At 71.3% G+C, this 25,766-nt stretch carries 24 protein-coding genes and 1 tRNA gene; 6 read left to right on the top strand and 19 right to left on the bottom strand.

What is annotated here, in order from left to right; translation table 11 throughout:
• The first annotated feature begins 52 nt into the window (after positions 1–52).
• Together ACWD68_RS21625 and ACWD68_RS21620 are read left to right on the top strand one after the other, a co-directional pair.
• Complete coding sequence (locus ACWD68_RS21625; RefSeq protein ID WP_451808044.1) at positions 53–583, top strand: YbaK/EbsC family protein; 531 nt, start codon at positions 53–55, stop codon at positions 581–583.
• Positions 580–1,425, top strand: coding sequence for an EamA family transporter (locus tag ACWD68_RS21620; RefSeq protein ID WP_451808043.1), 846 nt, complete (start codon positions 580–582; stop codon positions 1,423–1,425). Before ACWD68_RS21625 ends, ACWD68_RS21620 begins: the two co-directional genes overlap by 4 nt.
• Before the next feature lie 212 nt (positions 1,426–1,637).
• Here the strand turns inward: ACWD68_RS21620 and ACWD68_RS21615 are convergent, their stop codons facing one another.
• From ACWD68_RS21615 to ACWD68_RS21590, 6 genes are all read right to left on the bottom strand, one after another.
• On the bottom strand, positions 1,638–2,798 hold the full coding sequence (locus ACWD68_RS21615) for a serine hydrolase domain-containing protein (RefSeq protein WP_451808042.1): 1,161 nt from the start codon (positions 2,796–2,798) through the stop codon (positions 1,638–1,640).
• Positions 2,799–2,865: 67 nt separating this feature from the next.
• A complete protein-coding gene (locus ACWD68_RS21610; protein WP_451808059.1) occupies positions 2,866–3,270 on the bottom strand; it encodes an organic hydroperoxide resistance protein in 405 nt (134 codons plus the stop codon).
• Positions 3,271–3,459: 189 nt separating this feature from the next.
• Positions 3,460–3,933, bottom strand: coding sequence for a MarR family winged helix-turn-helix transcriptional regulator (locus ACWD68_RS21605; RefSeq protein ID WP_451808041.1), 474 nt, complete (start codon positions 3,931–3,933; stop codon positions 3,460–3,462).
• Positions 3,930–4,688: an energy-coupling factor ABC transporter ATP-binding protein gene (locus tag ACWD68_RS21600; RefSeq protein ID WP_451808058.1), complete on the bottom strand. Its 759-nt coding sequence runs from the start codon at positions 4,686–4,688 to the stop codon at positions 3,930–3,932. Before ACWD68_RS21600 ends, ACWD68_RS21605 begins: the two co-directional genes overlap by 4 nt.
• Positions 4,689–4,783: 95 nt before the next feature.
• Positions 4,784–5,545, bottom strand: coding sequence for a cobalt ECF transporter T component CbiQ (cbiQ, locus tag ACWD68_RS21595; RefSeq protein ID WP_451808040.1), 762 nt, complete (start codon positions 5,543–5,545; stop codon positions 4,784–4,786).
• 1 nt (position 5,546) lies between these two features.
• Positions 5,547–6,596 carry an energy-coupling factor ABC transporter permease gene (locus ACWD68_RS21590; protein WP_451808039.1) on the bottom strand — a complete coding sequence of 350 codons (1,050 nt, stop codon included), beginning with the start codon at positions 6,594–6,596 and terminating at the stop codon, positions 5,547–5,549.
• 320 nt (positions 6,597–6,916) lie between these two features.
• On the opposite strand from ACWD68_RS21590, the gene ACWD68_RS21585 reads away from it, so the two are divergent.
• Positions 6,917–7,273: an SsgA family sporulation/cell division regulator gene (locus ACWD68_RS21585; protein WP_451808038.1), complete on the top strand. Its 357-nt coding sequence runs from the start codon at positions 6,917–6,919 to the stop codon at positions 7,271–7,273.
• Positions 7,274–7,352: 79 nt separating this feature from the next.
• On the opposite strand, the gene ACWD68_RS21580 is transcribed toward ACWD68_RS21585, so the two are convergent.
• Positions 7,353–9,569: an MMPL family transporter gene (locus tag ACWD68_RS21580; protein ID WP_451808037.1), complete on the bottom strand. Its 2,217-nt coding sequence runs from the start codon at positions 9,567–9,569 to the stop codon at positions 7,353–7,355.
• A 147-nt stretch (positions 9,570–9,716) separates the two neighbouring features.
• Positions 9,717–10,307 (bottom strand): TetR/AcrR family transcriptional regulator, encoded by a 591-nt coding sequence (locus ACWD68_RS21575; protein ID WP_451808036.1) that lies wholly within the window; start codon positions 10,305–10,307, stop codon positions 9,717–9,719.
• A 344-nt stretch (positions 10,308–10,651) separates the two neighbouring features.
• Between ACWD68_RS21575 and ACWD68_RS21570 the strand changes: the two genes are divergently transcribed.
• The gene (locus tag ACWD68_RS21570; protein ID WP_451808035.1) at positions 10,652–14,095 is read left to right on the top strand and encodes a S41 family peptidase; all 3,444 of its coding nucleotides are present in this window, start codon (positions 10,652–10,654) and stop codon (positions 14,093–14,095) included.
• Between the two features lie 184 nt (positions 14,096–14,279).
• Here the strand turns inward: ACWD68_RS21570 and ACWD68_RS21565 are convergent, their stop codons facing one another.
• The 4 genes from ACWD68_RS21565 to ACWD68_RS21550 form a co-directional block, all read right to left on the bottom strand.
• Complete coding sequence (locus ACWD68_RS21565) at positions 14,280–14,471, bottom strand: hypothetical protein (RefSeq protein WP_351547695.1); 192 nt, start codon at positions 14,469–14,471, stop codon at positions 14,280–14,282.
• Positions 14,472–14,624: 153 nt separating this feature from the next.
• The gene (locus ACWD68_RS21560; RefSeq protein WP_451808034.1) at positions 14,625–15,509 is read right to left on the bottom strand and encodes an SDR family oxidoreductase; all 885 of its coding nucleotides are present in this window, start codon (positions 15,507–15,509) and stop codon (positions 14,625–14,627) included.
• Positions 15,506–16,468, bottom strand: a complete 963-nt coding sequence (locus ACWD68_RS21555) for an alpha/beta fold hydrolase (protein WP_451808033.1) — start codon at positions 16,466–16,468, stop codon at positions 15,506–15,508. Before ACWD68_RS21555 ends, ACWD68_RS21560 begins: the two co-directional genes overlap by 4 nt.
• Positions 16,465–18,009 carry a flavin-containing monooxygenase gene (locus ACWD68_RS21550; RefSeq protein WP_451808032.1) on the bottom strand — a complete coding sequence of 515 codons (1,545 nt, stop codon included), beginning with the start codon at positions 18,007–18,009 and terminating at the stop codon, positions 16,465–16,467. Before ACWD68_RS21550 ends, ACWD68_RS21555 begins: the two co-directional genes overlap by 4 nt.
• A gap of 318 nt (positions 18,010–18,327) precedes the next feature.
• Here ACWD68_RS21550 and ACWD68_RS21545 point away from each other — a divergent pair, with 318 nt between their 5' ends.
• Positions 18,328–19,008, top strand: a complete 681-nt coding sequence (locus tag ACWD68_RS21545) for a MerR family transcriptional regulator (RefSeq protein WP_451808057.1) — start codon at positions 18,328–18,330, stop codon at positions 19,006–19,008.
• 92 nt (positions 19,009–19,100) lie between these two features.
• Here the strand turns inward: ACWD68_RS21545 and ACWD68_RS21540 are convergent, their stop codons facing one another.
• Positions 19,101–19,904 carry an exodeoxyribonuclease III gene (locus ACWD68_RS21540; protein ID WP_451808031.1) on the bottom strand — a complete coding sequence of 268 codons (804 nt, stop codon included), beginning with the start codon at positions 19,902–19,904 and terminating at the stop codon, positions 19,101–19,103.
• 91 nt (positions 19,905–19,995) lie between these two features.
• Here ACWD68_RS21540 and ACWD68_RS21535 point away from each other — a divergent pair, with 91 nt between their 5' ends.
• The gene (locus ACWD68_RS21535; RefSeq protein ID WP_451808030.1) at positions 19,996–20,472 is read left to right on the top strand and encodes a GNAT family N-acetyltransferase; all 477 of its coding nucleotides are present in this window, start codon (positions 19,996–19,998) and stop codon (positions 20,470–20,472) included.
• Between the two features lie 449 nt (positions 20,473–20,921).
• Here ACWD68_RS21535 and ACWD68_RS21530 read toward each other — a convergent pair.
• From ACWD68_RS21530 to glp, 6 genes are all read right to left on the bottom strand, one after another.
• Positions 20,922–20,995 (bottom strand) — tRNA-Ala (locus tag ACWD68_RS21530).
• Positions 20,996–21,092: 97 nt separating this feature from the next.
• Positions 21,093–22,376: a divisome protein SepX/GlpR gene (sepX, locus tag ACWD68_RS21525; RefSeq protein WP_451808029.1), complete on the bottom strand. Its 1,284-nt coding sequence runs from the start codon at positions 22,374–22,376 to the stop codon at positions 21,093–21,095.
• A gap of 173 nt (positions 22,377–22,549) precedes the next feature.
• On the bottom strand, positions 22,550–23,212 hold the full coding sequence (locus ACWD68_RS21520; protein ID WP_451808056.1) for a GNAT family N-acetyltransferase: 663 nt from the start codon (positions 23,210–23,212) through the stop codon (positions 22,550–22,552).
• A 23-nt stretch (positions 23,213–23,235) separates the two neighbouring features.
• Positions 23,236–23,769 (bottom strand): MogA/MoaB family molybdenum cofactor biosynthesis protein, encoded by a 534-nt coding sequence (locus ACWD68_RS21515; protein WP_451808028.1) that lies wholly within the window; start codon positions 23,767–23,769, stop codon positions 23,236–23,238.
• The gene (moaC, locus tag ACWD68_RS21510) at positions 23,766–24,278 is read right to left on the bottom strand and encodes a cyclic pyranopterin monophosphate synthase MoaC (protein WP_451808027.1); all 513 of its coding nucleotides are present in this window, start codon (positions 24,276–24,278) and stop codon (positions 23,766–23,768) included. The genes ACWD68_RS21515 and moaC overlap by 4 nt, the downstream gene beginning before the upstream one ends.
• Before the next feature lie 163 nt (positions 24,279–24,441).
• Positions 24,442–25,764 carry a molybdotransferase-like divisome protein Glp gene (gene glp / locus ACWD68_RS21505; RefSeq protein ID WP_451808026.1) on the bottom strand — a complete coding sequence of 441 codons (1,323 nt, stop codon included), beginning with the start codon at positions 25,762–25,764 and terminating at the stop codon, positions 24,442–24,444.
• Positions 25,765–25,766: the final 2 nt, after the last annotated feature.

Genomic DNA, 25,766 nt, shown 5'->3' with positions numbered 1-25,766 from the left:
CCTGGCGGAACCCGGTCGCGTGGCGCGTACACCGGCCGCTAGCGTGCCTCTCATGACCGCCACCGATGAGACCACCGGCGAGGAGCAGTCCCCCGCCGTGAACGCCGCGCACCCCCGTTTCGCCGAGGCCCTGAGGGAGTTGGGGCTCGAGGAGGTTACCGGGCGCGTCCGTCGCTTCCCCGACACGACCCGTACCGTCGCCGAGGCCGCCGCGGCGATCGGCTGCGAGCCGAGCCAGATCTGCAAGTCGCTGTTCTTCGCGGCGGACGGGGTTCCGGTGCTGGTGCTGCTGGACGGCTCGGCACAGGTCGCCATGGAGCTCGTGCGGCGGGAGCTGGGCGCCGAGAAGATCACCCGGGCCGGGGCACAGCTCGTGCGGGAGTCGACCGGGTACGGGACCGGCGCCGTACCGCCCTTCGGACACCGTACGAAGACCCGTGTCCTGGTCGACCGTTCGCTGCTCGACCACGACACGGTGTGGACCTCGGCGGGCACCCCGCACACCGTCTTCCCGATGGACCCGAAGAGCCTGATCGCCCACGCGGACGGCGCGCTGGTGGACGTGCGCGAGCGCCTCGCGTGACCCCGCTCGTCACCGCGGCGGTGCTGCTCGCCGCGGTCACCCACGCCAGCTGGAACGCGATCGCGCACCGCATCACCGACAAGCTCGTCGGCTTCACACTGATCGCCGGCGGCGGCATGCTGATCGGCCTGGTCATGGTGCCGTTCGTGGCATTCCCCGCGTCCGGGGCGTGGCCGTACCTCATCGCCTCGGCCCTCATCCACATCGCGTACTACGTGCTGCTGATGCGTTCCTTCCGGCTCGGCGACTTCGGGCAGGCCTATCCGATCGCGCGGGGCACCGCCCCGCTGGTCGTCACCGTGCTGGCGGCGGTCTTCGCGCACGAGGTGCCCGACGGGTGGGCGGCCTCCGGCGTCGCGCTGTCCTGCGCGGGGCTGACGGGTGTCGCGCTGTGGGGGCTGCGGGGCCGTCGGCCCAACTGGGCGGCGATCGGCGCCGCCCTCGCGACGGGCGTGTCGATCGCCGCGTACACCGTGGTCGACGGCCTGGGTGTGCGCGCGTCCGGCACCTCCCTCGGGTACATCGCCTGGCTGATGGCGATCGAGGGCGTGGTGATCCCGGCGTACGCGCTGCACCGCTGGCGCGGTGAGACGGTCTCGGCGCTGAGGCCGTTCGCCGCCGTCGGCTTCCTCGGCGCGGCACTCTCCGTCCTGGCCTACGGGCTGGTGCTGTGGGCCCAGACACGGGCCGAACTGGCTCCGATCGCGGCCCTGCGGGAGTCCTCGATCATCGTGGGCGCCGCCATCGGGGCGGTGTTCTTCAAGGAACGGTTCGGAGCGCCCAGGATCGCGGCGGCGGGACTCCTGGTCGTGGGGATCGGGCTGATGCTGCACGCCGGGTAGTGGCGCGGCGGCGAGCAGATCCGCTGCGGACCCGTTCTCACCGGCCCCCACCACTGTGCGGAACCGGGGCCGGACGGAGATGCCCCGGTGCGGGGCCCGCGGCACAAGGAGGCGGGTACCGGTGGCGCTCCGGAAGCCGTCCCGGGTGCGCACCGGGAGGAGCCGCACCCCATCCCCTCCTCCTCCGGAGGGCGACGTCCGCGGTCGGGCGGCTACGCGTCGACGACCGTGCGTACCGCCCGTACCAGCGCCTGCGCCCGCGCGTCGGCCGTCACGCTCGTACGGAAGCCGTTGGTGACGTATCCGAAGGCGATGCCCGACTCGGGGTCGGCGAAGCCGAGGGCTCCGCCGCGGCCGGGGTGGCCGAAGGAGCCCGGGGAGAGCAGGGGCGACGCCCCGCCATGGAGCATGTAGCCGAGGCCGAACCGGGTGTTGACGACCAGGACCCGGTCGGGCCCCGCGGACTGTTCCGCCCGCGCGGCCGACACCGTCTCCGGCGCGAAGAGCCGTACGCCGTCCACCTCTCCGATCAGCGCGGCGTAGAAGCGGGCGAGGCCGTCGGCCGTGGCGATGCCGTTCGAGGCGGGCAGGACGGCCGCGCGGTAGGCGGGGTCGTTCTCGTCGGGCATCGGGGTGATCGCGGCGAAGGCGCGGCGGGTGAGGCTGTCCGGGTCGGCGTACGCCTCGGAGACCGCCCGCTTCGGACGGGTCTTCAGACCGCCGGGTGTCGGCAGCGCCTCGACCCGTGCGACCCGCCCCACCCGGCCGGCCGCCGCCTCCGGAAGCCCGACCCACAGGTCCAGGTCCAGCGGCCGGGCGATCTCGTCCGCGATCCACCGGCCGATCGTGCGCCCGGTCACCCGCCGGACCAGCTCGCCGGTCAGCCAGCTGTACGTCTGCGCGTGGTACCCGTGCTCGGTCCCCGGCTCCCACACCGGCGTCTGCGCGGCCACCGCGGCGGCCGCGAGATCGAGGTCGGCGGCCTCGGCGGGGGTGAGCGGACGGTCGAGGACGGGTACTCCGGCCCGGTGCGCGAGCAGGTGCCGCACGCGCGTGTGCTCCTTGCCGCGTGCCTTGTACTCGGGCCAGTAGGCACCGACCGGCGCGTCCAGGTCGAGGTGGCCGCGCTGCGCGAGCAGCAGGAGTACGGCGGCGGCGACGCCCTTCGTCGCGGAGCGCACGATCTGCGCGGTGCCGCGCTGCCAGGGCTCGGTGCCGTCGACGTCGCGGGTGCCGCCCCACAGGTCGACGACCTTGTGCCCGTCGCGGTACACGGTGACGGCGGCACCCCGGTCTCCCAGCGCCGCGAAGTTGCCCGCGAACGCCTCCCTGACCGGCTCGAAGCCCTCGGCCACTGTGCCGTTCACGTCCACGCCCGCGCTCCCTGTCGCCTCACCACTGCCAACAGTGAGTGCAACACGCATCCGCGGCCTTCGATTCCTAGCCCAGCACGATCGTGACCTCGATGTTGCCGCGGGTGGCGTTCGAGTACGGGCACACCTCGTGCGCCGCGTCCACGAGCTTCTTCGCCACCTCCTCGTCGACGATGGGGAGCGAGACGCTCAGGGCGACCGCCAGTCCGTAGCCGCGCTGCTTGTTGGGGCCGATCCCTACCTTCGCCGCGACCGTGGAGCCGGAGAGGTCGTACCCGGCGCGGCGGCCCACCAGCACCAGCGCGTTGTGGAAGCAGGCGCTGTACCCGGCCGCGAACAACTGCTCAGGGTTCGTGCCGTTCCCGTCGCCGCCGAGCGCCGGCGGCATCGCGACCTTCAGTTCGAGCTGCCCGTCCTGGCTGGTCACATAGCCGTCCCGGCCGCCGTGCGCGGTGGCCTCGGCGACATACATGATCTTCGTCGGACGGGTGTCGACAACGGCGCCGTCGATCACGGCAGGACCTCCCCCTGAGTGGACAACACAGAAGTGCACAAGTACATCGTGCACAAGGTACTGGTCGGTATGGAGCCCGGGACGCCCAGGGGGGCGGTAACCGCGGACAGCACGGGAGGGCAGGGCACCGAAGCCCGCGGCAGGGGGTCAGCGGCTCCGGGCCGCCGCACCCTCCGCGCGCTCCGTCAGCAGCCGGAGTTCATCGCGCAGGCGCGTGACGTCGGCCCCGCTCATGCCGGTCGCCGTCAGCAGTGCCTGCGGCACCTCCTCCGCGCGCTCCCTCAGCAGTTCACCGCGCCCGGTGAGGGCGACGCGCACGGAGCGTTCGTCGTGCGCCGAGCGCTCACGGCGCACCAGCCCCGCCGACTCCAGCCGCTTGAGCAGCGGAGACATCGTGCCGTAGTCGAGGTGGAGGGCACCGGCCAGTTCCTTGACCGTGGTCTCGCCCCGCTCCCAGAGGACCAGCAGGACGAGGTACTGCGGGTAGGTGAGGCCGAGTTCCTCCAGCAGCGGGCGGTACGCGGCGGTCACGGCACGCTGGGCGGCGTACAGCGCGAAGCACAGCTGGTCGTCGAGCAGCAGCGAACCGTCCGGCGGCCCGACGTCCTCTTGTTTGGTCACGCCCCCATTGTCACGGAGCGCGGGTCGAACCCGAAGGGCAGCTCCAGACGGTGGGTGCGCATGAGCTCGTCGTCGGACAGGAGGTCGCCGGTTCGGCCGTCGGCCACGATCACGCCGTCGCTCAGGACGAGGGAGCGGTGGCAGAGTTCGAGGGCGTAGGGCAGGTCGTGGGTGACCATGAGGACGGTGACGTCCAACGAGCGCAGGATGTCGGCGAGTTCGCGCCGGGAGGCGGGGTCGAGGTTGGAGGAGGGTTCGTCGAGGACGAGGATCTCCGGCTCCATCGCCAGCACCGTCGCGACGGCGACGCGGCGCCGCTGCCCGAAGGACAGGTGGTGCGGCGGGCGGTCGGCGAAGGCCTCCATGCCGACGCGCTCCAGAGCCGTTCGGACGCGTTCCTCCAGTTCGGCGCCCTTGAGCCCCGCGGCGGCCGGCCCGAAGGCGACGTCCTCCCGCACGGACGGCATGAACAGCTGGTCGTCCGGGTCCTGGAACACGATGCCGACCTTGCGCCGGATCTCGGCCATGTGCCGCTTGCCGACCGGGAGTCCGGCGACCGTCACCGTTCCGGCGCCGCCGGCCAGGATGCCGTTGAGGTGCAGGACGAGGGTGGTCTTGCCCGCGCCGTTCGGGCCGAGCAGTGCGACGCGCTCGCCGTGCCCGATGGTGAAGTCGACGCCGAACAGGGCCTGGTGCCCGTCGGGGTAGGCGAAGGCGAGGCCGGAGACCTCCAGCGAAGCCGGCACGGCGCGCATCCCTCCGGGCGTCCCTCCGGACATGTCCTCGGCCATCCGCTCGGCCATCCCCTCAGCGCTCTCCACAACCGTCTCCCCCGGTGTACCGGCAGACATCACAGCGTCCATCCCAACAGACATACGACAAGGGCGGCGAACGGAAGGGCGAGGGCGTACGACCACTGCGCCCGGGACGCGGTCACCTCGTCGATGACGGGCATGGAACCGGCATACCCCCGGCTCACCATGGCGAGATGCACGCGTTCCCCGCGCTCGTAGGAGCGGATGAACAGCGCGCCCGCCGACTTGGCGAGCACCCCCCAGTGCCGCACGCCGCTCGCCTCGAAGCCGCGCGACTCCCGCGCGATCCGCATGCGCCGCATCTCGCCGGTGATGACATCGCCGTACCGGATCATGAAGGAGGCGATCTGCACGAGAAGCGGCGGGAGCTTCAGCCGCTGCAGGCCGAGCAGCAGTTCTCGCAGTTCGGTCGTGGAGGCGAGGAGGACGGAGGCGGCGACGCCGAGGGTGCCCTTGGCGAGGACGTTCCAGGCGCCCCACAGGCCGTTGACGCTCAGGGACATGCCCAGCACGTCCACCCGCTCGCCCTCCGCCACGAACGGCATCAGCACCGCGAACGCCACGAACGGGATCTCGATCAGCAGCCGCTTCAGGAGGAAGCCCGCCGGCACGCGCGCCCGGCGGGCTACCACCGCGAGCAGCGCGGCGTACAGCGCGAACGCCCACATCGCCTCGCGCGGGGTGGAGACGACCACGATCACGAAGCCGAAGGCGGCGGCGAGTTTGGTGTGCGGCGGGAGGGCGTGCACCGGCGAGTGCCCGTGCCGGTAGAGCTTGTGCGCGTGGCCCGCCCCCACGTCAGACGCCTTCCGGCACGGACGTGGGCGAGCTGTCGGACGTACGGCGCCTGCGGACCGCCCAGAAGACACCCGTGCCGGCGACGACGGTGACGCCGACGCCGATCACTCCCGCGAGACCGCCGGAGACGCGGGCGTCGGAGATGTCCTTGACGCCGTATCCGGCGAGCGGCGAGTCCTCCGTGGCGTGCTTCTCGGCGCTCGCGTCGATGCCCTTGTCCTTGGCGACCTTCTCCAGGCCGTCGGGGTTGGCGGAGGCGTAGAAGCTGACGAATCCGGCGAGGACGAGGGAGGTGACCAGGCCGGTGATCCACACCTTGCGGTGCGAGGAGCGGGCGGCGACGGGGGCGACGGCCTCGGGGGTGTCGACCAGCTCGCCGTTCACCCGCAGCTTGAGCCGCTGCTGGAGGCCACGGGCGCCGTACACGAGATCGGGCCGTACGGCGATGACGGCACCGACCGTGAGCGCGGTGATCGCGGCCTCGCCGATGCCGATGAGGACATGGACGCCGATCATGGCCGTGGCGACCTTGGAGACCGCGACGTCGGTGGTGCCGCCGATCGCGTAGATGAAGGTGAAGGCGAGGGCGGCGGCCGGAACGGACAGCAGCGCGGCGACGAAGGACGCGACGGTGACCGAACGCCGCTTGCGGGGCAGCACCTTCACCAGGCCGCGGAAGAGGGCGTACGAGACGACGGTGGTGACGATCGCCATGTCGGTGATGTTCACGCCGAGCGCGGTGAGGCCGCCGTCCGCGAAGAGGATGCCCTGCATGAGCAGGACGACGGAGACGCAGAGGACGCCCGTGAAGGGACCGACGAGAATCGCGGCCAGGGCGCCGCCGAGCAGATGTCCGCTGGTCCCGGCGGCGACCGGGAAGTTCAGCATCTGCACGGCGAAGATGAAGGCGGCGACCAGGCCGGCGAGCGGCGCGGTCCGTTCGTCGAGTTCGCGGCGGGCACCCCGCAGGCTCACGGCGATGGCGCCGGCGGCGACCACTCCCGTGACGGCGGAGACCGGGGCATTGATGAATCCGTCAGGCACATGCACCGTTCGATGATAGTGCCTTGTTGCGAATGACTTGCAAGAGCGATGGGCCCACGAATAACCCCCGCCGGACCCACGACAAGCGTGACCCCGCGGGCAGTTCACCCCGGGAGCGGCAGACGCGACCGGCGGGCGGGGCCCGCAGGAGCGGCCCGGGACGGATGTGACCGCCGGCGCACACATACGCGCGCCGTGACCGGGCAGGCGTTCTTGCAGGGATTGGTCACGGTCGGCCGGAGAGCGGTTTCCGTGAGATGTGCGACATTGGAAGAGTGACGGATTCACAGCTTCCGCATAGGTAACGCAGCGTAAGGAGTCGGTTCATGCATGCTGTCGAACAGTACGCACGCGCCCATATAGTCACCGACACCGCCGACTCCGCCGATGACGAACACCGGGCCGTCCCGGTGGCCCTCCGGTACGACCCGGAGACCGACCCCCGCCAGGTGCACATCACGCTGCCCGGCCCCCACGAGTGGGTCTTCGACCGCGAACTCCTCGAACAGGGCCTGCGCCTCCCCGTCAGCAGCGGCGACATCCGCATCTGGCCGTGCGGCCGCGTCCAGGCCGTCCTCGAGTTCCACTCGGGGCAAGGGGTGGCGGTCGTGCAGCTCGACACGAAAGCACTCAGGCGCTTTCTCCGCCGTACGTACACGGCCGCCACCCCGGTGGCTCACTGACTGCCCGTCGGCACCTCGCCGGGTGATCGGCGAGGCCTCACCGATGCGTCACCGGTGAGACCTCGCGGCGTCCGGGGACTCAGACCCGGACCAGTTCCCGGTCGTCGTCGCCGTCGCGCCGCTTCTCGTCGAGCGCCCGCAGGCCCTCGCCCTCGACATCCACGTTCGGAAGCGCGCGGTCCAGCCACCTAGGCAGCCACCATGCCTTCTTGCCCAGCAGCGCGAGCACCGCCGGGACGAGCGCCATCCGCACGACGAACGCGTCGAAGAAGACGGCGATCGCGAGGCCGAAGCCGATCATCTTGATCATCGACTCGCTGGAGCCGATGAACCCGGAGAAGACGGCGATCATGATGACCGCGGCCGCCGTGACGACCCGTGCGCCATACTTGAACCCGGTGACGATCGCCTGGCCGGGCTTCTCCCCGTGGACGTAGGCCTCGCGCATGCGCGTCACGAGGAACACCTCGTAGTCCATGGCCAGACCGAAGACGACGCCCACCATGAAGATCGGCATCATCGACATGATCGGGCCGGTCTCCTCGACGCCCATCAGGCCGGACAGCCAGCCCCACTGGAAGACCGCGACGACCGCGCCGAGGGCCGCCATCACGCTGAGCAGGAAGCCGAGGGCCGCCTTCAGCGGGACGAGGATCGAGCGGAACACCACGATCAGCAGCAGGAACGCGAGGCCGACCACGAGCGCGAGATACGGGATCAGCGCGTCGTTGAGCTTCTGCGAGAAGTCGATGTTCATGGCCGTGGAACCGGTGACCAGAACCGTCGAGTCCGTGTCGGCCCTGATCTCGCCGCCCGCGTCGCGGATGGAGTGGACCAGGTCCTCGGTCGTGACGGAGGACGGCTTCGAGTCGGGGATGACCGTGATCATCGCGGTGTCGCCGGCCTTGTTGTACGTCGCCGGGCTCACCGAGACGACGCTCTTGAGGTCCTTCACCTCGTCGGTCACCTGGGTGACCGCGCCCTTCGGGTCGTCGCTCGCCTTGGCGTCGACCACGACCATCAGCGGGCCGTTGAAGCCGGGCCCGAAGCCGTCGGAGAGCAGGTCGTAGGCGCGGCGCTGCGTGGTGGACGCCGGCTGTGAACCGTCGTCGGGCAGGCCCAGTTCGAGCGAGGCCGCCGGGATCGCCGCCGCGCCGAGGCCGACCACGCCGAGCAGCAGCACCGCGAGCGGGCGGCGGACGACGAAGCTCGCCCAACGGGTGCCCATGTTGGGCTTGCCCTCCTTCTTGGCGGCACGGCCGCCGCCGAGGAGCCTGCTCTTCTTGCCGGCCGGCTGGACCCTGCGGCCCGCGTATCCGAGCAGCGCGGGGATCATCGTCAGCGCGATGAGGACGGCGATGGCGACCGTGCCCGCCGCCGCGACACCCATCTTCGTCAGCATCGGGATGTTGACGACCGAGAGACCGACCAGCGCGATCACTACGGTCAGTCCGGCGAAGACCACCGCCGAGCCCGCCGTGCCGACGGCCCGTCCGGCCGCCTCCTCGCGTTCGCGGCCCTCGGCCAGCTCGGCCCGGTACCGGGAGACGATGAACAGGGCGTAGTCGATGCCGACCGCGAGGCCGATCATCATCGCGAGGGTGGAGGTGGTGGAGCCGAGGTCGAGCGCGCTGGCGAGCGCGGTGATCGTCGAGACACCGATGCCGACGCCGATCAGCGCGGTCAGCAGCGGCAGCCCGGCCGCGATCAGGGAACCGAAGGTGATGACGAGGACGACCGCGGCGATCGCGATGCCGATGACCTCGGTGGAACCGGTCTCGGGCGTCGCCTGGAGCGCGTCACCGCCCACCTCGACGGTCAGCCCGGCGTCCCGCGCGTCCTGCGCGGCGGCGTTCAGGGCTTCCTTCGAGGCGTCCTTCAGCTCCATGCCGGAAACCTCGTACTTCACCGAGGCGTAGGCGATCGACCCGTCCTTGCTCACGGCGTGGGTCTTGAACGGGTCGGCGACGGAGGTGACCTCGGACCCGGTCCCGAGGACCTTGACGGCCTTCTCGACCGTCGCCTTGTTGTCCTTGTCCGCCATCTTCTCGCCGGCGGGCGCCTTGAAGACGACCCGCGCGGTCGCTCCGTCGGCGCTCATACCGGGGAAGCGGCTCTCCAGCAGGTCGAAGGCCTTCTGGGCCTCGGTGCCGGGTATCGAGAAGGAGGACGATCCGGCGACGGGCGCGGAAGCGGCTCCGACGCCTGCGAGTGTCAGCAGCGCCACCCATATCAGGGCGGCGAAGTGCCGTCGCCGGAAGGCGAGTCGGCCGAGTTTGTAGAGGAACGTGGCCACGAGGGCGTACTCCCGGTCAGGTCGTGGGATGGCAGGGGCTGGTGTGATCACCCGAGTGGGGGCAGGGGGGATCAGCCCGACGACGTGAGCGGCGCGTCAGGTGCGACTACAGCGACTTGCAGAGGTGAAAGGTGAAGGGGGTGGGATTCAGGCGCCGAGAGCGGGGAGGACCACGGCGTCGATGTACGAATGCAGGAAGGCCTGCGTCGGCGGGAGTTCGTCGATCATCGTGCGAGCCGCGAAGGCGCCGATGAGCATGTGCATCACGTACTGCATCGCCGGATTGTCCGCGCGGATCTCACCGCGTTCGACACCGCGCTGGAGCACCCGGCGCAGCTCTTCCAGTTCCGGCTCGATCAGCCACTCCCGGAACGCCTTCAGCAGATCCGGATTCCCGTGCGCCGCCATGGCCAGACCCCGCATCAGCGCGGAGTCCTGCTCCATCTGGCAGTCGTCCTGCCGGAGGGCGAGTGCCAGGAAGTCGCCCCGCAGGCTCCCGGTGTCCACGTCGGAGAACTTCAGCGGCTTCTGATGCCGCAGCGCTTTCACGACGAGCTCGGCCTTGCCGCCCCACTGGCGGTAGAGGGTGGCCTTGCTGGAACGGGTACGGGCGGCGACGGCGTCCATCGTGAGGGCGTCGTAGCCGACTTCTCGAAGCAGGTCGAGCACGGCCGTGTACAGCTCGGCCTGACGCTCGGGTGTGATCCGACTGCGACGCACCGTTGCGGCTTCAGTCATCCCACTCACCTTTCCTGCTTCGAACGACACGGATTCGTATGTCTCTGAAGATACCCCTCACGTCAACGAAACGAAACCGTTTCGTACGTGTGCTGGGTCACGCAGGCCGGGGACGGTCGGGTGCGGGGTGCCGGGGGCTGCCTGCCGGGGGCGGGATGCAGGGTGCCTGGTGCCAGGCGCAGGGACGGAGTGCGGGGTGCCGGGGCGGGGCGAGGGCGAGGCGGGGCGCATCCGCTCGTGAACGCGCCCCGCGCGCACCTCCCGCACCACCGCTCGCACCCACAACCCGCGACGCCCCGGTTCCACGAGTTGCCGGGGCCCGTCCAGCGGAAAAGCATGGGGAGGTGAGCGACGAGTACGAGAAAGCGACCACGGACGAGAACTCCCCCGGCTATCTGCGTTTCCCGCACCTGAGCCGCGACCGGTTGTGCTTCGTCACCGAGGACGACCTGTGGCTGGCCCCGCTCGACGGCCGGGGGCGCGCCTGGCGGCTCACCGTCGACCGCACCAAGGTCGGCCACCCCCGCTTCTCCCCCGACGGCCGGCACATCGCGTACACGAGCTGGCGCAGCTTCGTCCCCGAGATCCATCTGACGCCGGTGGACGGCGGATCGGGCCGACGGCTCACCTACTGGGGCAGCGCGGACACCCAGGTGTGCGGCTGGTCCCCCGACGGCGAGATCCTCGCCGTCGCCTCGCACGGCCAGCCCTTCTCGTACTTCACCTGGGCCTACAGCGTCCCCACCGACGGCGACCCCGGCCGCAAGCTCCCCTGGGGCCCGGTCTCGGACATCGGCGTCGCCGACATCGACGGCGAGCGCAGGACCCTGCTGCTCACCGGCACCCCACCGCACGAACCGGCCGCCTGGAAGCGGTACCGGGGCGGGGCCATGGGCCGTCTCTGGCTGCACGGCCGGCAACTGGTCGCCGACCTCGAAGGCCACCTCGCCTGTCCGATGTTCGTCGGCGGCCGGATCGCGTTCCTCTCCGACCACGAGGGCATCGGGAACCTCTACTCCTGCGCGTACGACGGCTCCGACCTGCGCCGTCACACCGACCACGACGCCTTCTACGCCCGGCACGCCGCGTCGGACGGCACCCGGGTCGTCTACCAGTGCGCGGGCGACCTGTGGATCGTCGACAACCTGGCCCCCGAGTCGGTTCCGCGCCGCCTCGACGTCCGCCTGGGCGGTCCGCGCGCCGGACGGCGTACGTACCAGGTGCCGGCCACCCAGCACGTGGACAGCATCTCCGTGGACGAGACGGGCCGGGCCAGCGCCGTCGTCGTACGCGGCAGCCTGTACTGGCTCACCCACCGCGACGGCCCCGCGCGCACCATCGCGGACACCCCGGGCGTACGGGTCCGGCTCCCGGAGATGCTCGGCTCGGGCGGCCAGGTCGCCTATGTCACCGACGCGGACGGCGAGGACGCCGTCGAGATCGCCTACCTGCCGCGCGCGACCGGCGACCGCGCGCCGCGCCGCCTCGCCTCCGGCGCACTGGGCCGCGTACAGGAACTGGTGGCGGACCCACGGGGTGAGCGTCTCGCCATCGCCTCGAACGACGGGCGGCTGCTCCTCCTCGACGCGACGGAGGAATCCGCCGACATCTCCGGCACGGCATCCGGCGACGACTCGGGCACCGAATCCGGGGACATCTCCGAGACGGGGTCCGACGACACCTCCGACGCGAGGCCCGGGGGCGCCGCCGGCACGGAGTCCGTCGGTTCTTCCGGCACCGAGCCCGGGGACACCTCCGGCACGGAGTCCGCGACAGGCGGGGTCACCGAGCTCATCCGCTCCATCAACGGCCCGGTGACGGACCTCGCCTTCTCCCCGGACGGCGCCTGGCTGACGTGGTCGCATCCCGGGATCGGACGTTCCCTGCGGCAGATCAAGATGGCGCGCATAAAGGACCGCCTCGTCGTCGACGTCACCAACGGCCGCTTCGAGGACGAGAATCCGGTGTTCACGCGGGACGGCCGCTATCTGGCCTTCCTGTCCTGGCGCGGCTTCGACCCGGTGTACGACGTGCACACCGGGGATCTGTCCTTCCCGCTCGGCTGCCGCCCGTACCTCGTCCCGCTGTCCTCGGCCACACCTTCCCCCTTCGCGCTGAGCCCGGACGGGCGGCCGGCCGCCGGGGGCCTCGACCCGGTCGAGGAGGAACCCGGCGACGGCAGCACGACGAGCGTCGAGCTCGAAGGCCTGGAGAGCCGGGTGACGCCCTTCCCGGTCACCGCCTCCAAGTATTCGGCTCTGCGACCGGTCTCGGGCGGCGGCCTGGTCTGGCTGCGCTGGCCGATCTCCGGCGCGCTGGGCGAGACGTTCGCCAACCCGGACGACACGACCGGCCGTCCGACCCTGGAGTTCTTCAACATCACCAAGGCGAAGAAGTCCGAACTCGTCGACCACCTGGACTGGTTCGCGGTGAGCGGCGACGGCTCCCGGCTGGTCGTCGTCGACGAGGGCGACCTGCGCGCCGTCCCCTCCACCGAGTCCGGCGACAGCGACTCGACCGTCTGGATCGACCTGCGCCGCATCCTGCACGAGGTGGACCCGCGTGCCGAATGGCGCCAGGCGTACGACGAGGCCGGCCGCATCATCCGCGCCTACTACTGGGACCCGAACATGTGCGGCATCGACTGGGACGCGATCCTGGAGCAGTACCGCCCCCTGGTCGAACGGGTCGCCTCCCCGGACGAGTTCGCGGACCTGCTGCGCGAGGTCCTCGGCGAACTGGGCACCTCGCACGCGTACGTCAGCGCCGCGCGCCGCAACGAGGGCCCGCCCCACTACCAGCGCTGGCAGGGCCTGCTGGGCGCCAACTTCGTACGGCGTGACGGTAGTTGGATGCTCAAGCGGATTCTTCCCGGCGACTCGTCCGACTCCAAGGCGCGCTCACCGCTGGCTGGCACCGGCATCCGCGAGGGCGCGGTCCTCACCCGTGTCGACGGGCGCCCGGTATCCCCGGTCACCGGCCCCTATCCGCTGCTCGCGGGCGCGGGCGGCACGACGGTGGAACTGACCTTCGTCCCGGCGGAGGGCGAAGGCCACTCGCGCCGGGTGGCGGTGGTCCCGCTGATCGACGAACGCCCCCTGCGCTACCAGGACTGGGTGGCCAAACGGCGCCAGGTCGTACGGGAGTTGAGCGGCGGCCACTGCGGCTATCTGCACATCCCGGACCTGGGCGGCTCGGGCTGGGCCCAGTTCAACCGCGACCTGCGGATGGAGGTCTCCCGCCCGGCCCTCATCATCGACGTACGGGGCAACGCGGGCGGCCACGTCAGCGAACTGGTCGTCGAGAAACTGACCCGGACGATTCTCGGCTGGGACCTCACCCGCGACGCCCAGCCGGTGTCGTACGCCTCCAACGCCCCGCGCGGCCCGGTGGTGGCGCTGGCCGACGAGGCGACCTCGTCGGACGGCGACATGATCACCGCCGCCTTCAAACTGCTGAAGCTCGGCCCCGTGGTGGGACAGCGCACCTGGGGCGGCGTCGTCGGTATGACCGGCCGCCACCGTCTCGGCGACGGCACGGTCATCACGGTGCCCATGAACGCCGCCTGGTTCGACGCCTACGGCTGGTCCGTCGAGAACCACGGCGTCGCCCCCGACCTGGAGATCCTGCGCACGCCGCTCGACTGGGCGGAGGGCCGTCACGCCCAGCTGGACGACGCCATCCAGCTGTCCCTGGACCTGCTCCGCACCCACCCCCCGGCGTCCCCGCCGGACTACTCGAACGTGCCGGACAGAGCGAGACCGAAACTCCCGCCGCGGTCCGGCTGATTCGGGCCGATCAAGGCCGATTCGGGCTGACGACCCCGAGAGCGAGCGCCCGGGAGCACGGGCCGGGCCGCCTCCGGGGAACGATGCCCCGGCCCCGACCCGGAGAGGACGCCGGACGCCAAACACAAGAGTGGGGTGCCCTCTTGGAAGAGGGCACCCCACTCAGGCCGAGCCGGCGAACCGATCAGGCGTCGTAGTCCTGGTCGAAGCGGTCCTGGGCCTCGTGCTGAGCACGGTCCGCTTCAGGCATCGTGCGGTCACGCCCCATCGGGGAACGCTCGCTCGCCCTGTCTCGCGGTTCGCCCGTCTTCTTCTGCTTCTTGGCCTGCTGCTTCAGCTGCTCGGCCTTGTCCTTGAACTGGTCCTGCATGCTCATGCGATTCACTCCCGTAGTGGGTGAGGGATTCGGGCCCCGACCCCCTTGTGAGTAAGGGGGTTTCGGGCCTCGACCAGACTTACACGCAGGGACGGAGCACGCATTTCGATCAGTCACTCACCGTGATAGCCGCTGATGGGACGCCCGTGCGGCTCACGGAGCCGTCGACTTCCGCTCCTGTTCGTCGGCCGCTCCGCCGGCCCCGACCAGCCCGGTCCGCACACTGGCGAGGCGCGGTTCGAACCGCCGCATCTCGCGCTGCCCGACCGCCCCGATGATCCCGGGCAGGTACCCGCGGATGCCCTGCATCCCGCGCAGCCACCACTGCGCGTACACATGGCTGGAGCGGCGCTCGATCCCGGCCACGATCCGGTCGACGGCCGGCCCCAGCGGATACGTCTTGTTGGACGGCCACGGCAGCCGCTGCCGCAGTTCCCGCATCACCTCGTCCTGGTCGGCGCCCCGCACCATGTCGGTGTCGGTCCACGACAGATACCCGACGCCCACGCGTACGCCCTTGTAGCCGACCTCCGCGCGCAGGCTGTGCGCGTACGCCTCCACACCGGACTTGGAGGCGCAGTAGGCCGTCATCATGGGAGCGGGGGTGATCGCGGCCAGCGACGCGATCTGCAGCAGGTATCCACGGCTCTCCATCAGCACCGGCAGGAACGCCCGCGCGGTCACCGCCGATCCGATCAGGTTCACCTCGATCACCCGCCGCCAGGCGACGGGGTCGGAGTCCACGAAGGGCCCCCCGCTCGCGACACCGGCGTTCGCGACGACGATGTCCACCTTGCCGAACCGCTCCTTGACCTCCTGGGCGACCCGCGCCATCGCCTCGTGGTCGGTGACGTCGGCGTACCAGTGGTCGCTCTCGCTGTGCAGCCGCTCGGAGACCTGCTTCAGCGCGTCCGCCTCGAGTCCGACCAGCGCGACCTTCGCCCCGCGTGCGGAGAGCTTGCGCGCGAGGAGCTCACCGACACCGCGCGCCGCCCCCGTGACGACCGCGACCTGTCCTTCCAGGCTCACCTTGCTCATGCGCCCTCCTTGATCTCTGCGCCCGTCAGACCCTCTACGGCCGTCGGCGCCTCGGCGGTCTGTGTGTAGGCGGAGACGAGTTCGCGAATCCGCGCGCTCACCAGCTCCGGTGCCTCCACCGGAGTCATGTGCCCGAGCCCGGGCAGTTCGGTGCTGCCGACGCAGTTCGGCAGACCCGCCACCAGAGCACGCGCGTGCACGACCGGTGTCAAGCGGTCCACCGTGCCCGCGATCACCGCCGTCGGCACCCTCAACTCCCTGACACCGTGCTCCAGATCGAGCGTGGCGAGCACGGCCGACCAGGCGTGGCGCACGGCGCGCGGACAGGCGTGCACGATCCGCGCACAGGCCTCCACCATCACCGGAGACGAACCGGGGCCCATGGTCGCGTACTTGAGGATCCGCTTGGCGACCGGTGTGACGGGCCCGAGCGGCGCGCGCGAGCCGAGGACGGCCTTGGTGACACGCGTCCGAAGCGGCCCGGCACGCAACGGCAGCACGCGCGCCTCCGCGACCAGCCCCGTGCTGCCCGTGCTGCACAACAGCGCCGCCACCGCGTGCTCCCTGAACCGCGGCCGGGCCGAGGCCGCCATCAACGTCATCCCGCCCATGGAGTGCCCGACGAGCACGGCCTTCTCGCCCGGCGCGAGCGTGGCCGCGAGCACCGCCTCCAGGTCGTCGGCGAGCGCTTCCGTGCTGCAGGCGTCACTGGCGGGACTGCGCCCGTGCCCGCGCTGGTCGTACGCGATGACCCGGTGATCGGCGGCGAGGTCCCGGATCTGGGCCGCCCAGAAGGCGGTCGAGCAGGTCCAGCCGTGCGCGAGGACGACGGCGGGCGCGTCCTCGGGGCCGTGCACCTCGACGTGCAGCCGGGCGCCGTCGGCGGAGTGCGCGATCAGTTCCAGCGCCGGTACGGGAGGCGCGTACGCCCCTTGCGCCTCGTGCGTCAGTCGGCTCACGCTCCGGCCTCCACCTTGTTCATGCGGGCGCGCTTCGCTGGCGGCTCGGGCGCGGCTCCGGGTGCGGGTTCCGTCGCGCGCAGCACGTCGTACTCCGCCAGGTCGACACGGCGCGTGGCGCTGCGGAACTCGGCGGTCGTACCGGGCCACACGGTCGTGTTGACGCCGTTGGCGTCGAGGTACCAGCTGGTGCAGCCGCCGGTGTTCCACACCGTGCGCTTCATGCGCTCCTGGACCCGGTGGTTCCAGGCGTCCACGGCGCCGGGGCGCGCGTCGAGCGCGGCACGTCCACCGAGGACGTCCAACTGCCGTACGAAGTCGGCCATGTAGTTGAGCTGGGACTCGATCATCAGGATCATCGACGAGTTCCCGAGCCCGGTGTTGGGCCCGATGATCGTCATCCAGTTGGGGAAGCCCGCCGCGGTGGCGCCGCGCAGCGACTTCATGCCGGACTCCCACGCCTGCGCGAGCGTCCTGCCCTCCGCTCCGACGACCCGCTCGGCGATCGGCATGTCGGTGACATGGAAGCCGGTCCCGAAGACGATCGCGTCGACCTCGGCCCTGGTGCCGTCGGCGGCGACCACCGTGGAGCCGTCGATCTCGGCGAGTCCGGAGGCCACGACGTCCACATTCGGCCGGGTGAGCGCCGGGTAGTAGGCGTTCGAGAGCAGGATCCGCTTGCATCCGATCCGGTAGTCGGGTGTCAGCTTCTTCCGCAGCGCCGGGTCCTTGACCGCGCGGGCGATGTTCCGCTTGGCGAGCCGCTCGATCAGGCCGAGTTCGTTGGGCCGCTTGGTGAACGCCTGCACCTGGAGTTCCCTGATGCCCCAGAGCAGTCCACGCCTGGCCTGGGTCGTGAACGGCAGCTGCCGGTGCAGCCATCGCTCGACACCGCTGATGGCCCGGTCGACCCGCGGCATCACCCACGGCGGGGTGCGCTGGAACAGGGTCAGCCGGGCGACGTCCGGCTGGATCGCCGGCACGATCTGAATGGCCGAGGCCCCGGTGCCGACCATGGCGACCCGCTTGCCCCGCAGGTCGTAGTCGTGGTCCCAGCGGGCCGAGTGGAACACCTTGCCGGTGAAGGTGTCGATCCCCGGGATCTGCGGCATCTTGGGATCGGAGAGGGGCCCCGTCGCGGACACCACGACATCCGCGGTCAGGAATCCGCTGCTCGTCTCGATCCCCCAGCGCAGCTTCTCCGCGTCCCAGGTCATCATCTTGACCTCGGAGTCGAACCGCAGATGGGACCGCAGCCGGAAGACGTCCGCCACGTGCTCCAGGTACGCGCGAATGTGCTCCTGCCCGGAGAAGGTGCGCGGCCACTCGGGGTTGGGCGCGAACGAGAACGAGTAGAGGTGCGACGGGACGTCACAGGCGCACCCGGGGTAGCTGTTGTCGCGCCAGGTGCCGCCCACGCTGCCGGCCCGTTCCAGGACGACGAAGTCGGTGATCCCTTCGCGGCGCAGCCGCACTGCGGCCCCCAGCCCGCCGAACCCGGACCCGATCACCGCCACCCGTACATGCTCGTGCTCGGTCATCCCGACGCCTCCCTGGTCCAACACGACTCCGCCAGTGAACACTGGCACAATCGGGAGAGTAGAGCAGCCCCGTACTGATGGGTAGGGGTCGCGACCGGGAAAGTTACCGGGGGTACGACGTAGGGTGCGCAGGTGGCCGAGGGATCAGGACAGCGGGGCGCGGAGACGCGAGCACGGAGCGCGGAGACGCGAGAGTCCGGCACGCGCCCGACGGACGCACGGACGCGCGGAGCCCAGGAGCCCGACCTCGGCCCCGGCCCCGGCCCGCTCACGAGCGCCGCCCGGTCCACGCCGGAACCCGGCAGGCGCGAGTACCGCATGGAGGAACTGGCCGAGGAGGCCGGCATCACCGTGCGCACCCTGCGCTTCTACCGGGAGCGCAAGCTCATACCGCCACCCCGGCGCGAGGGCCGTATCGCCTGGTACGACGACACACACCTGGCGCGCCTGCGCACCATCTCGGCGCTACTGGAACGCGGCCACACCCTCAACGGCATCGCCGAACTGGCCGAGGCCTTCGACCACGGCCGTGACGTGGGCGAACTGCTCGGACTGGGCGAGCCCAGCGAGGAGACCCCGGTCCGCCTCTCCCCCGAGGAACTCGCCGACGTCTTCGCGGGCCAGGCCACCCCGGAGAACCTCGCCGCGGCGCTCGACCTCGGCTATCTCGGCACGGACGGCGGCGAGATCGTGCACATCAGCCGCCGCCTGCTCGACGTCTCGGCCGCCCTGGTCCGCGAGGGCATACCGCTGGCGGACGTCCTGACGGCCGCGCGCCGCGTCCGGGAACACACAGACGCACTGGCCGAACTCTTCACCACCCTGGTCCTCACCGAGGACCGCCCACCCGAGGACCTCCAACGCCTGCGCCCCCTCGCGAAGAGCGTGGTGGAAGCAGAACTGTCGATGGCCCTGGACCGGCGGCTCCGGGATCACAGAGATCATGGGGACCACAGGGGTCACGGAGGTCACAGGGATCGCAAGGACCAGCGGCCCTAGGGTCGCCACAGCCGATCCGCCCGGAGATCGCGGATCATCGCGACCGGGTCACTCAGCTCCCGGCCGGGCAGCTCGGGCCACGGCCGGGCAGCTCAGAGGTCGTAGACGACCGTGACCGGCGCGTGGTCGGACCAGCGATCCTCGTGTGTAGCCGCGCGCTCCACGAAACCCTTGACCGCCTTGCCCGCCAGCCCCGGGGTGACGACCTGGAGGTCGATCCTCCATCCCGAATCATTGTCGAAAGCCCGCCCCCGGTACGACCACCACGAGTACGGCCCCTCGGCATCCGGGTGCAGCGCGCGCACGACATCGACGTATCCGCCGTCGCCCGCGTCCAGGACCCGGCCCAGCCACTCCCGCTCCTCGGGCAGGAAGCCGGAGTTCTTCCTGTTGGCGCGCCAGTTCTTGAGGTCGGCCTCCTGATGGGCGATGTTCCAGTCGCCGCAGACGACGACCTCGCGCCCGTCGGCGGCGGCCCGCTCCCTGAGCCCTTTCAGGTACACGAGGAACTCCCCCATGAACCGGACCTTCTCGTCCTGCCGCTCGGTCCCGACCTCGCCCGAGGGCAGGTAGAGGCTCGCGACGGTGACACCGGGCAGGTCCGCCTCGACGTACCGCCCGGTGGAGTCGAACTCCTCGGACCCGAAACCGATCCGGACGCGGTCGGGCTCGCGGCGTGTGTAAAGGGACACACCCGCGCGACCCTTGGTGGCGGCGGGGGCGTGCACGACGTGCCACCCCTCGGGGGCACGTACCTCTTCGGAGAGCTGCGCAGGCTCGGCCCGCACCTCCTGGAGGCACAACACGTCCGCGGAGGTCTCCGCGAGCCACTCCACGAAGCCCTTCTTCGCGGCGGCCCGGAGCCCGTTCACATTCACAGAGGTCACAGTCAGCACTCGGGCACGGTACTCAATCAGTACCGCCGACCCGAACTCGATCATCCGAGCGGGACGATCCCACCCCACGCATAGATGTACGGTAATTCGCATGCATATCCGTCCGGTCCCCTTCGACCACCCCGACGCCGTGAAGCTCAACGACCAGGTTCAGGCCGAATACGCCGAGCGCTACGAGGACGAAGGCGACGCCACGCACCTGGACGCGAGGATGTTCGCCCCGCCGTTCGGCCTCTACCTGATCGCGTACGACGAGCGGGACCGCCCGGTGGCCACGGGCGGCTGGCGCACCCAGGACGAGAACGACGAGGGCTACACGGACGGCGACGCGGAGCTCAAGCGCATGTACGTGGTCCCCGAGGCCCGCGGCCTCGGCCTCGCCCGGCGCATCCTGGCCGCCCTGGAGGACGACGCCCGGGCGGCCGGCCGCGTCCGCATGGTCCTGGAGACCGGCACCAAGCAGCCCGAGGCGGTCACCCTCTACACGTCGAGCGGTTACGAGCCTTGCGCCAAATTCGGCTACTACCGCTTCCACGAACTGAGTCTCTGCTACGCCAAAGCCCTCTAGCCAGTCGTCCGGGCGGTGTCATCCGGCGGCGCTCACGAGCCCGACACCCGGAAGCCCGCCCGATGACCGCGACCCGGCCGTTCCGCAACGTCCGGGGAACCGGGAGTTCGAACTGCCCGGCGGAATCGTTCCCGGGGTTCTGTCCGTCGCCGTGCACCACCGGAGCACGGGAACGCTGAACGTCTCGGCGGAACCGGCCGGGTTGAGCTTCCCGCTCGTGCCGTCGCGAGGGTCAGCGGCACCCTCGGCGAACGGGACGTCCGGCGCGGCCACGACCAAGCCACGGTGACCGTGACGGCCCCGTCCGGCATCCGCCGGGCCCTCGCCGTCGGACGCCGACCGAAGCGAGGCACCAGGCCCCGGGCCACCGACGGGAGTTGCCGCCGCCGGCTTCCAGGACATGGCAAAAGGCCCGCTCCCACTGCTGGGAACGGGCCTCTTGGCTGCGGTGGACCTGTGGGGATTTGAACCCCAGACCCCCTCGATGCGAACGAGGTGCGCTACCAGACTGCGCCACAGGCCCTTGCAACGAGTGAAACTCTAGCATCCCGATCGAGGTGCTTGGAAATCCGTTCCGGGCTGGTCAGCCGGGCCCTCGCGAGCACCCGCCGTCGCACCGGTCACTCGTTCGCGGCGCGCGGCCGTTCGCCGTCCTCGTACTGGTCGAACAGCGGCGTCCGCCCGCGTTCGCGAGCGCGTCGCGCGGACGCGGCCCGCCGTGCGTCGCTGCGGCTGCCGTCCGCGGCCTCCTCGCCGTCGCAGGCGTCGGAGGGGTCCTCGGCCGCCTGTTCCGCCTCGGGCGCGCTCGGTTCGACCGCGCTGGACCGCGCGGAGCTCCACGCGTCCGGCGCCCCCAGGTCGACGCTGGACGTCGCCCGGGGCGCGACCGGCGCGGTCACATAGGTCGGCAGGGGAACCGGCACCGGGTCCCAGCTGTCCCCCTGGCCGGGGCCGCGCTGACGCTCGCGCTGCTGGTCGACCCACTCGGCGTGGTCGGTCTGCTCGACCAGGGCGCGACGGTCGGCCGCGAGCGCCGAGAGGCCGGTGTCGGGCGCTGGGCCCTCCTCCGCTTCGTCCGCCCCGGGGTCGACGGGGGCCCGCCTGCGGGGCTGCCGCTCCCGAAGGCGCTGCGCCGCGGCCTCGGCCCGGCGCCGGTCCATGGTGTAGGTGAAGCGCCGTCGCTCCTGGGCGCGCAGGTGCACGATGTACGAGCTCAGCATCACGGCCGGTACGCCGGGCGCCCAGAGGAGCGCGAGGCCGCCGACCGCCGCCACGATCGTGCCGAGGGTGAAGGCGAGGAAGATCAGGACCGTCGTACGCCGACGGCGCGCGAGGACCTTCGTACGCCGGGCACGCGCTGCAGCCTCCGCCGAGGGTGCCCGGCGTGCGCCCGGGGTGCGCCCCACCATGGACGGCGCGGCCTGCTGGGGCGCGGACTTGGCCGAGGGTCTCGGCGCGGACGGGCCCGGCTGCTGCGGTACGGACCGGGCGGGGCCGGAGGTCTCGTACGTGCCGCTCTCCCTGACGGACGCCCGCGCTCCCGGTTTCTGCTCCGCCTGGACCGGCTCCGGCATCCGCTCCTGCACCCGCTCCTGTACGTGCGGACGGTGCTGGGCGGTCGCCTGGGGCCGGGTCGGGGGCACGGCGAAGGCCCGGACGTCCACCGAATCGGTGACGTCGTCCGGGTCGGCGCTGGGCTCCCCCTCCTCGGTGGAGCGCGCGCGCAGGTCCTTGGCGTATCGACGCTCCATGCCCGCCCGTCCGGAAAGCAGCCGGATGGCGGTGCTGAAGCGTTCCGTCGGACGGGCTTCGTTCAGCTCGTCCTGCCTACGGAGCCACATCGGCACCAAGTAGGCGGCCCAGGCCCCGACGATGACTGCGTAGATGAGGCCGCTGCTGCTCACGCCTCACACGGTAGAGGGGTTTGCGTGAGGCCATCTGCCAATTGAGCCGGTGTGTCGCACGATCCGGCTGATATTTCGAGCTTTTTTTGTGACCGATGCGATCAGCAGGCCGCCGGGAGCGCGAATTTAATGCCCCCAGGCGATCATCTGCCGATCATTTTCGAACACCTATTTCATTTTCCGGCGTTGCCCGGCTTGCTCGGGTTCTGCGGGCCGGCCTGCTCCGATCCCACCTGCTCCGAACGGGTCTGTGCCGAGCGCGCCCGGCGCCAGCGCGCGAGCAGCCCTTCGGGTACTTCCTCCGCGGTGAGCGCGAAGACGAGATGGTCCCGCCAGGCACCGTCGATGTGGAGATAGCGCGGGCGAAGCCCTTCCTCGCGGAATCCGAGTTTCTCCACGACCCTGCGACTGGGCCCGTTCTCGGGGCGAATACAGACTTCGATGCGGTGCAGTCCGACGGTACGGAAGCAGTGGTCGCTCACCAGCGCCACGGCCGTCGGCATCACTCCGCGGCCCGCCACCGACTGGTCGACCCAGTAGCCGACGTGCCCGGAGCACATCGAGCCCCAGGTGATCCCGGCCACGGTCAACTGGCCGACCAGCCGCCCCTGGTACTCGATCACGAAGGGCAGCATCCGGCCCGCGTTGGCCTCGGCACGCAGGTGCCGGACCATCTGCCGGTACGTCGGCCGGTGTGCGATCGGGCCGCTCGGCGTGGGTGGCGGGATGGTCGCCTCCCAGGGGCGCAGCCAGTCGCGGTTGCGCCGGTTCACCTCACGCCAGGTCCGCTGGTCGCGCAGCCTTATCGGCCGGAGGACGACGTCGCCGTCCACCAGCTCGACCGGCCAGGATGGGCTGTTCAGCTCGCACCCCCACTGCCGCCGGGTCTGGGGTGGTCGCCGCCGCGGATCTGGTCGACGGCGTGGATCAGGAGGGGTTCCAGGACGGCCAGGCCGTCCTTCACCCCGCCGGTGGAGCCCGGCAGGTTGACGATCAGCGTCCGTCCGGCGACTCCGGCGAGCCCGCGCGAGAGCGCCGCCGTGGGCACCTTGTCCCTGCCGAACGCCCTGATGGCCTCCGGAATGCCCGGGACCTCGTGGTCGAGCACCCGCAGGGTCGCTTCGGGGGTGCGGTCGGTGGGCGAGATCCCCGTGCCGCCGGTGGTCACGATGACGTCGTACCCCGCTTCGACACCGGCGCGCAGCGCCGCCTCCACGGGATCTCCGTCGGACACGACCCACGGCCCGTCGACCGCGAAGCCGAACGCCGCGAGGCCCTTGGTGATCAGGGGGCCGCCCTTGTCCTCGTAGACGCCGGCGGCGGCACGGTTGGAGGCCGTGACCACCAGGGCGCTGTAGGGCGCCTCGAGGGCGCCGCCCGTGTCGTCGCTCATGTCCGGCTCCAGTCGCCCGACTTTCCGCCCGTCTTCTCTTCCACCCGTACGTCCGTGATGACCGCCCCCTTGTCGACGGCCTTGACCATGTCGATCACGGTGAGGGCCGCCACGCTGACCGCGGTGAGGGCTTCCATCTCGACGCCCGTGCGGTCGGTCGTCCTCACGGTGGCGAGGATCTCGACGGCGTCGTCCGCGACCGACAGGTCAATCGTGACACCCGACACCGACAACGGGTGGCACAGCGGGATCAGGTCCGGCGTGCGCTTGGCCCCCATGATCCCCGCGATGCGCGCGGTGGCGAGGGCGTCGCCCTTGGGGACTCCCTCGCCGCGCAGCAGCTCGACGACGCGCGGCGAGACCAGGACACGTCCGCTCGCGCGCGCGGTGCGGGCGGTCACGTCCTTCCCGGACACGTCGACCATGCGGGCGGCACCCGCCTCGTCGATGTGGGTCAGTCGGTCCTGCACAGAGGGTCCGGAGGTCTCCCCCCGGGACGGAACAGTCATGTGCGTGGGCGCTCCCGGTCAGGGCCCGTCGCGGTGCGGCGCATGGGCCTGGTGTGCGCGACACGTTACCGCCCGCCCGTCCACCGCTCCGCCCCCACAAGGAGCTGTGCGCCCCTCCCGCGCCCCGGGCCCGCGGCGGTGGGCGCCCTGCCCGCCCGGCCGCTCAGCCGAGCAGAACCACCTCGACCTCGGCGCCGGGCTCGACCGAGGTGGCGTCCTCGGGGACGACGATCAGCGCGTCGGCGTGCGCGAGGGCCGCGACCAGGTGGGATCCGGCGCCGCCGACAGGCGTCACGGCACCGTCCGCGTACGTCCCCCGCAGGAACTGCCGACGCCCTCCGGGCGAGGTCAGCGCCTTGTCCGTGGAGAGCGTGGCCCTGATCGTGGGCCGGTGAACGTCCTTCAGTCCCATCAGGGTGCGGATCGCGGGGCGGACGAAGAGCTCGAAGGAGACGTACGACGACACGGGGTTGCCGGGGAGCGCGAGCAGCGGCGTGTGGTCGGGGCCGATGGAGCCGAAGCCCTGGGGCTTGCCGGGCTGCATGGCGAGCTTGCGGAAGTCGATGCCACTGCCCGCCTCGTCCTCGTCGGCGACCGACGACAGGGCCTCCTTGACGACGTCGTAGGCGCCGACGCTCACTCCGCCGGTGGTGACCATCAGGTCCGCCCGGACGAGCTGGTCCTCGATGGTCGAGCGCAGCGTCTCGGCGTCGTCGGCGACCGCGCCCACCCGGTAGGCAATGGCTCCCGCGTCGCGGGCGGCCGCGCACAGGGCGAAGCTGTTCGAGTCGTAGATCTGTCCGGATCCCAACGCTTCGTCGGGCTGGACGAGTTCGCTGCCGGTGGAGAGGACGACCACGCGCGGGCGCGGGTGCACCCGCACCGTGCCGCGGCCGATCGCGGCGAGCAGGCCGATCTGCGGCGGGCCGAGTACGGTGCCCGCTTCGAGGGCACGGTCGCCGGCCTTCACATCGCTGCCCGTGGCGCGGACGTGCGCGCGTGCCTCGGCCGGGCGGTGGACGTGCACCTGCCCGAAGGCCCCCTCGGGGGACGCGCTGTGCGCGCGCATCCCGGAGACCGGGCCCTCGCCGAGGCCTCCGTCCGTCCACTCGACGGGGACGACGGCTTCGGCGCCGGGCGGCAGCGGGGCGCCGGTCATGATGCGGGCGGCCTGGCCGGGGCCCACGTAGGGCTGGTCGGCCTGGCCGGCCGCGACATCACCGACGACCGTCAGGACCGCCGGATATTCCTCGCTCGCGCCCGCCACATCCGCGACCCGGACCGCGTACCCGTCCATCGAGCTGTTGTCGAACGGCGGCAGGGAGACCGGCACCGTGACGTCCTCGACCAGGACGCAGCCCTGGGCGTCGAGGAGTTGCAGCTCGATGGGTTCGAGGGGGCGGACGGTCGTGAGGATGTCCTCCAGGTGGTCGTCCACCGACCAGAGGTGATCCTGGCCGGTGGTGCGGGTCGCGGCGCTGCTCAAAG

This window comes from Streptomyces sp. NPDC005141, assembly GCF_053599975.1.
This window is presented reverse-complemented; position numbering and strand designations above follow the sequence as displayed.

Excerpts from the sequence above, each read along its gene's own strand:
- ACWD68_RS21535 (WP_451808030.1), top strand. The coding sequence starts at position 19,996 with ATGCATATCCGTCCGGTCCCCTTCGACCACCCCGACGCCGTGAAGCTC.
- ACWD68_RS21600 (WP_451808058.1), bottom strand. The coding sequence starts at position 4,688 with ATGCGCGCCGTGCCGGCTTCGCTGGAGGTCTCCGGCCTCGCCTTCGCC.
- ACWD68_RS21560 (WP_451808034.1), bottom strand. The coding sequence starts at position 15,509 with ATGAGCAAGGTGAGCCTGGAAGGACAGGTCGCGGTCGTCACGGGGGCG.
- ACWD68_RS21575 (WP_451808036.1), bottom strand. The coding sequence starts at position 10,307 with ATGACTGAAGCCGCAACGGTGCGTCGCAGTCGGATCACACCCGAGCGT.
- ACWD68_RS21585 (WP_451808038.1), top strand. The coding sequence starts at position 6,917 with ATGCATGCTGTCGAACAGTACGCACGCGCCCATATAGTCACCGACACC.
- moaC (WP_451808027.1), bottom strand. The coding sequence starts at position 24,278 with ATGACTGTTCCGTCCCGGGGGGAGACCTCCGGACCCTCTGTGCAGGAC.
- ACWD68_RS21550 (WP_451808032.1), bottom strand. The coding sequence starts at position 18,009 with ATGACCGAGCACGAGCATGTACGGGTGGCGGTGATCGGGTCCGGGTTC.
- ACWD68_RS21515 (WP_451808028.1), bottom strand. The coding sequence starts at position 23,769 with ATGAGCGACGACACGGGCGGCGCCCTCGAGGCGCCCTACAGCGCCCTG.
- ACWD68_RS21565 (WP_351547695.1), bottom strand. The coding sequence starts at position 14,471 with ATGAGCATGCAGGACCAGTTCAAGGACAAGGCCGAGCAGCTGAAGCAG.
- ACWD68_RS21610 (WP_451808059.1), bottom strand. The coding sequence starts at position 3,270 with ATGTATGTCGCCGAGGCCACCGCGCACGGCGGCCGGGACGGCTATGTG.
- ACWD68_RS21625 (WP_451808044.1), top strand. The coding sequence starts at position 53 with ATGACCGCCACCGATGAGACCACCGGCGAGGAGCAGTCCCCCGCCGTG.
- ACWD68_RS21545 (WP_451808057.1), top strand. The coding sequence starts at position 18,328 with ATGGAGGAACTGGCCGAGGAGGCCGGCATCACCGTGCGCACCCTGCGC.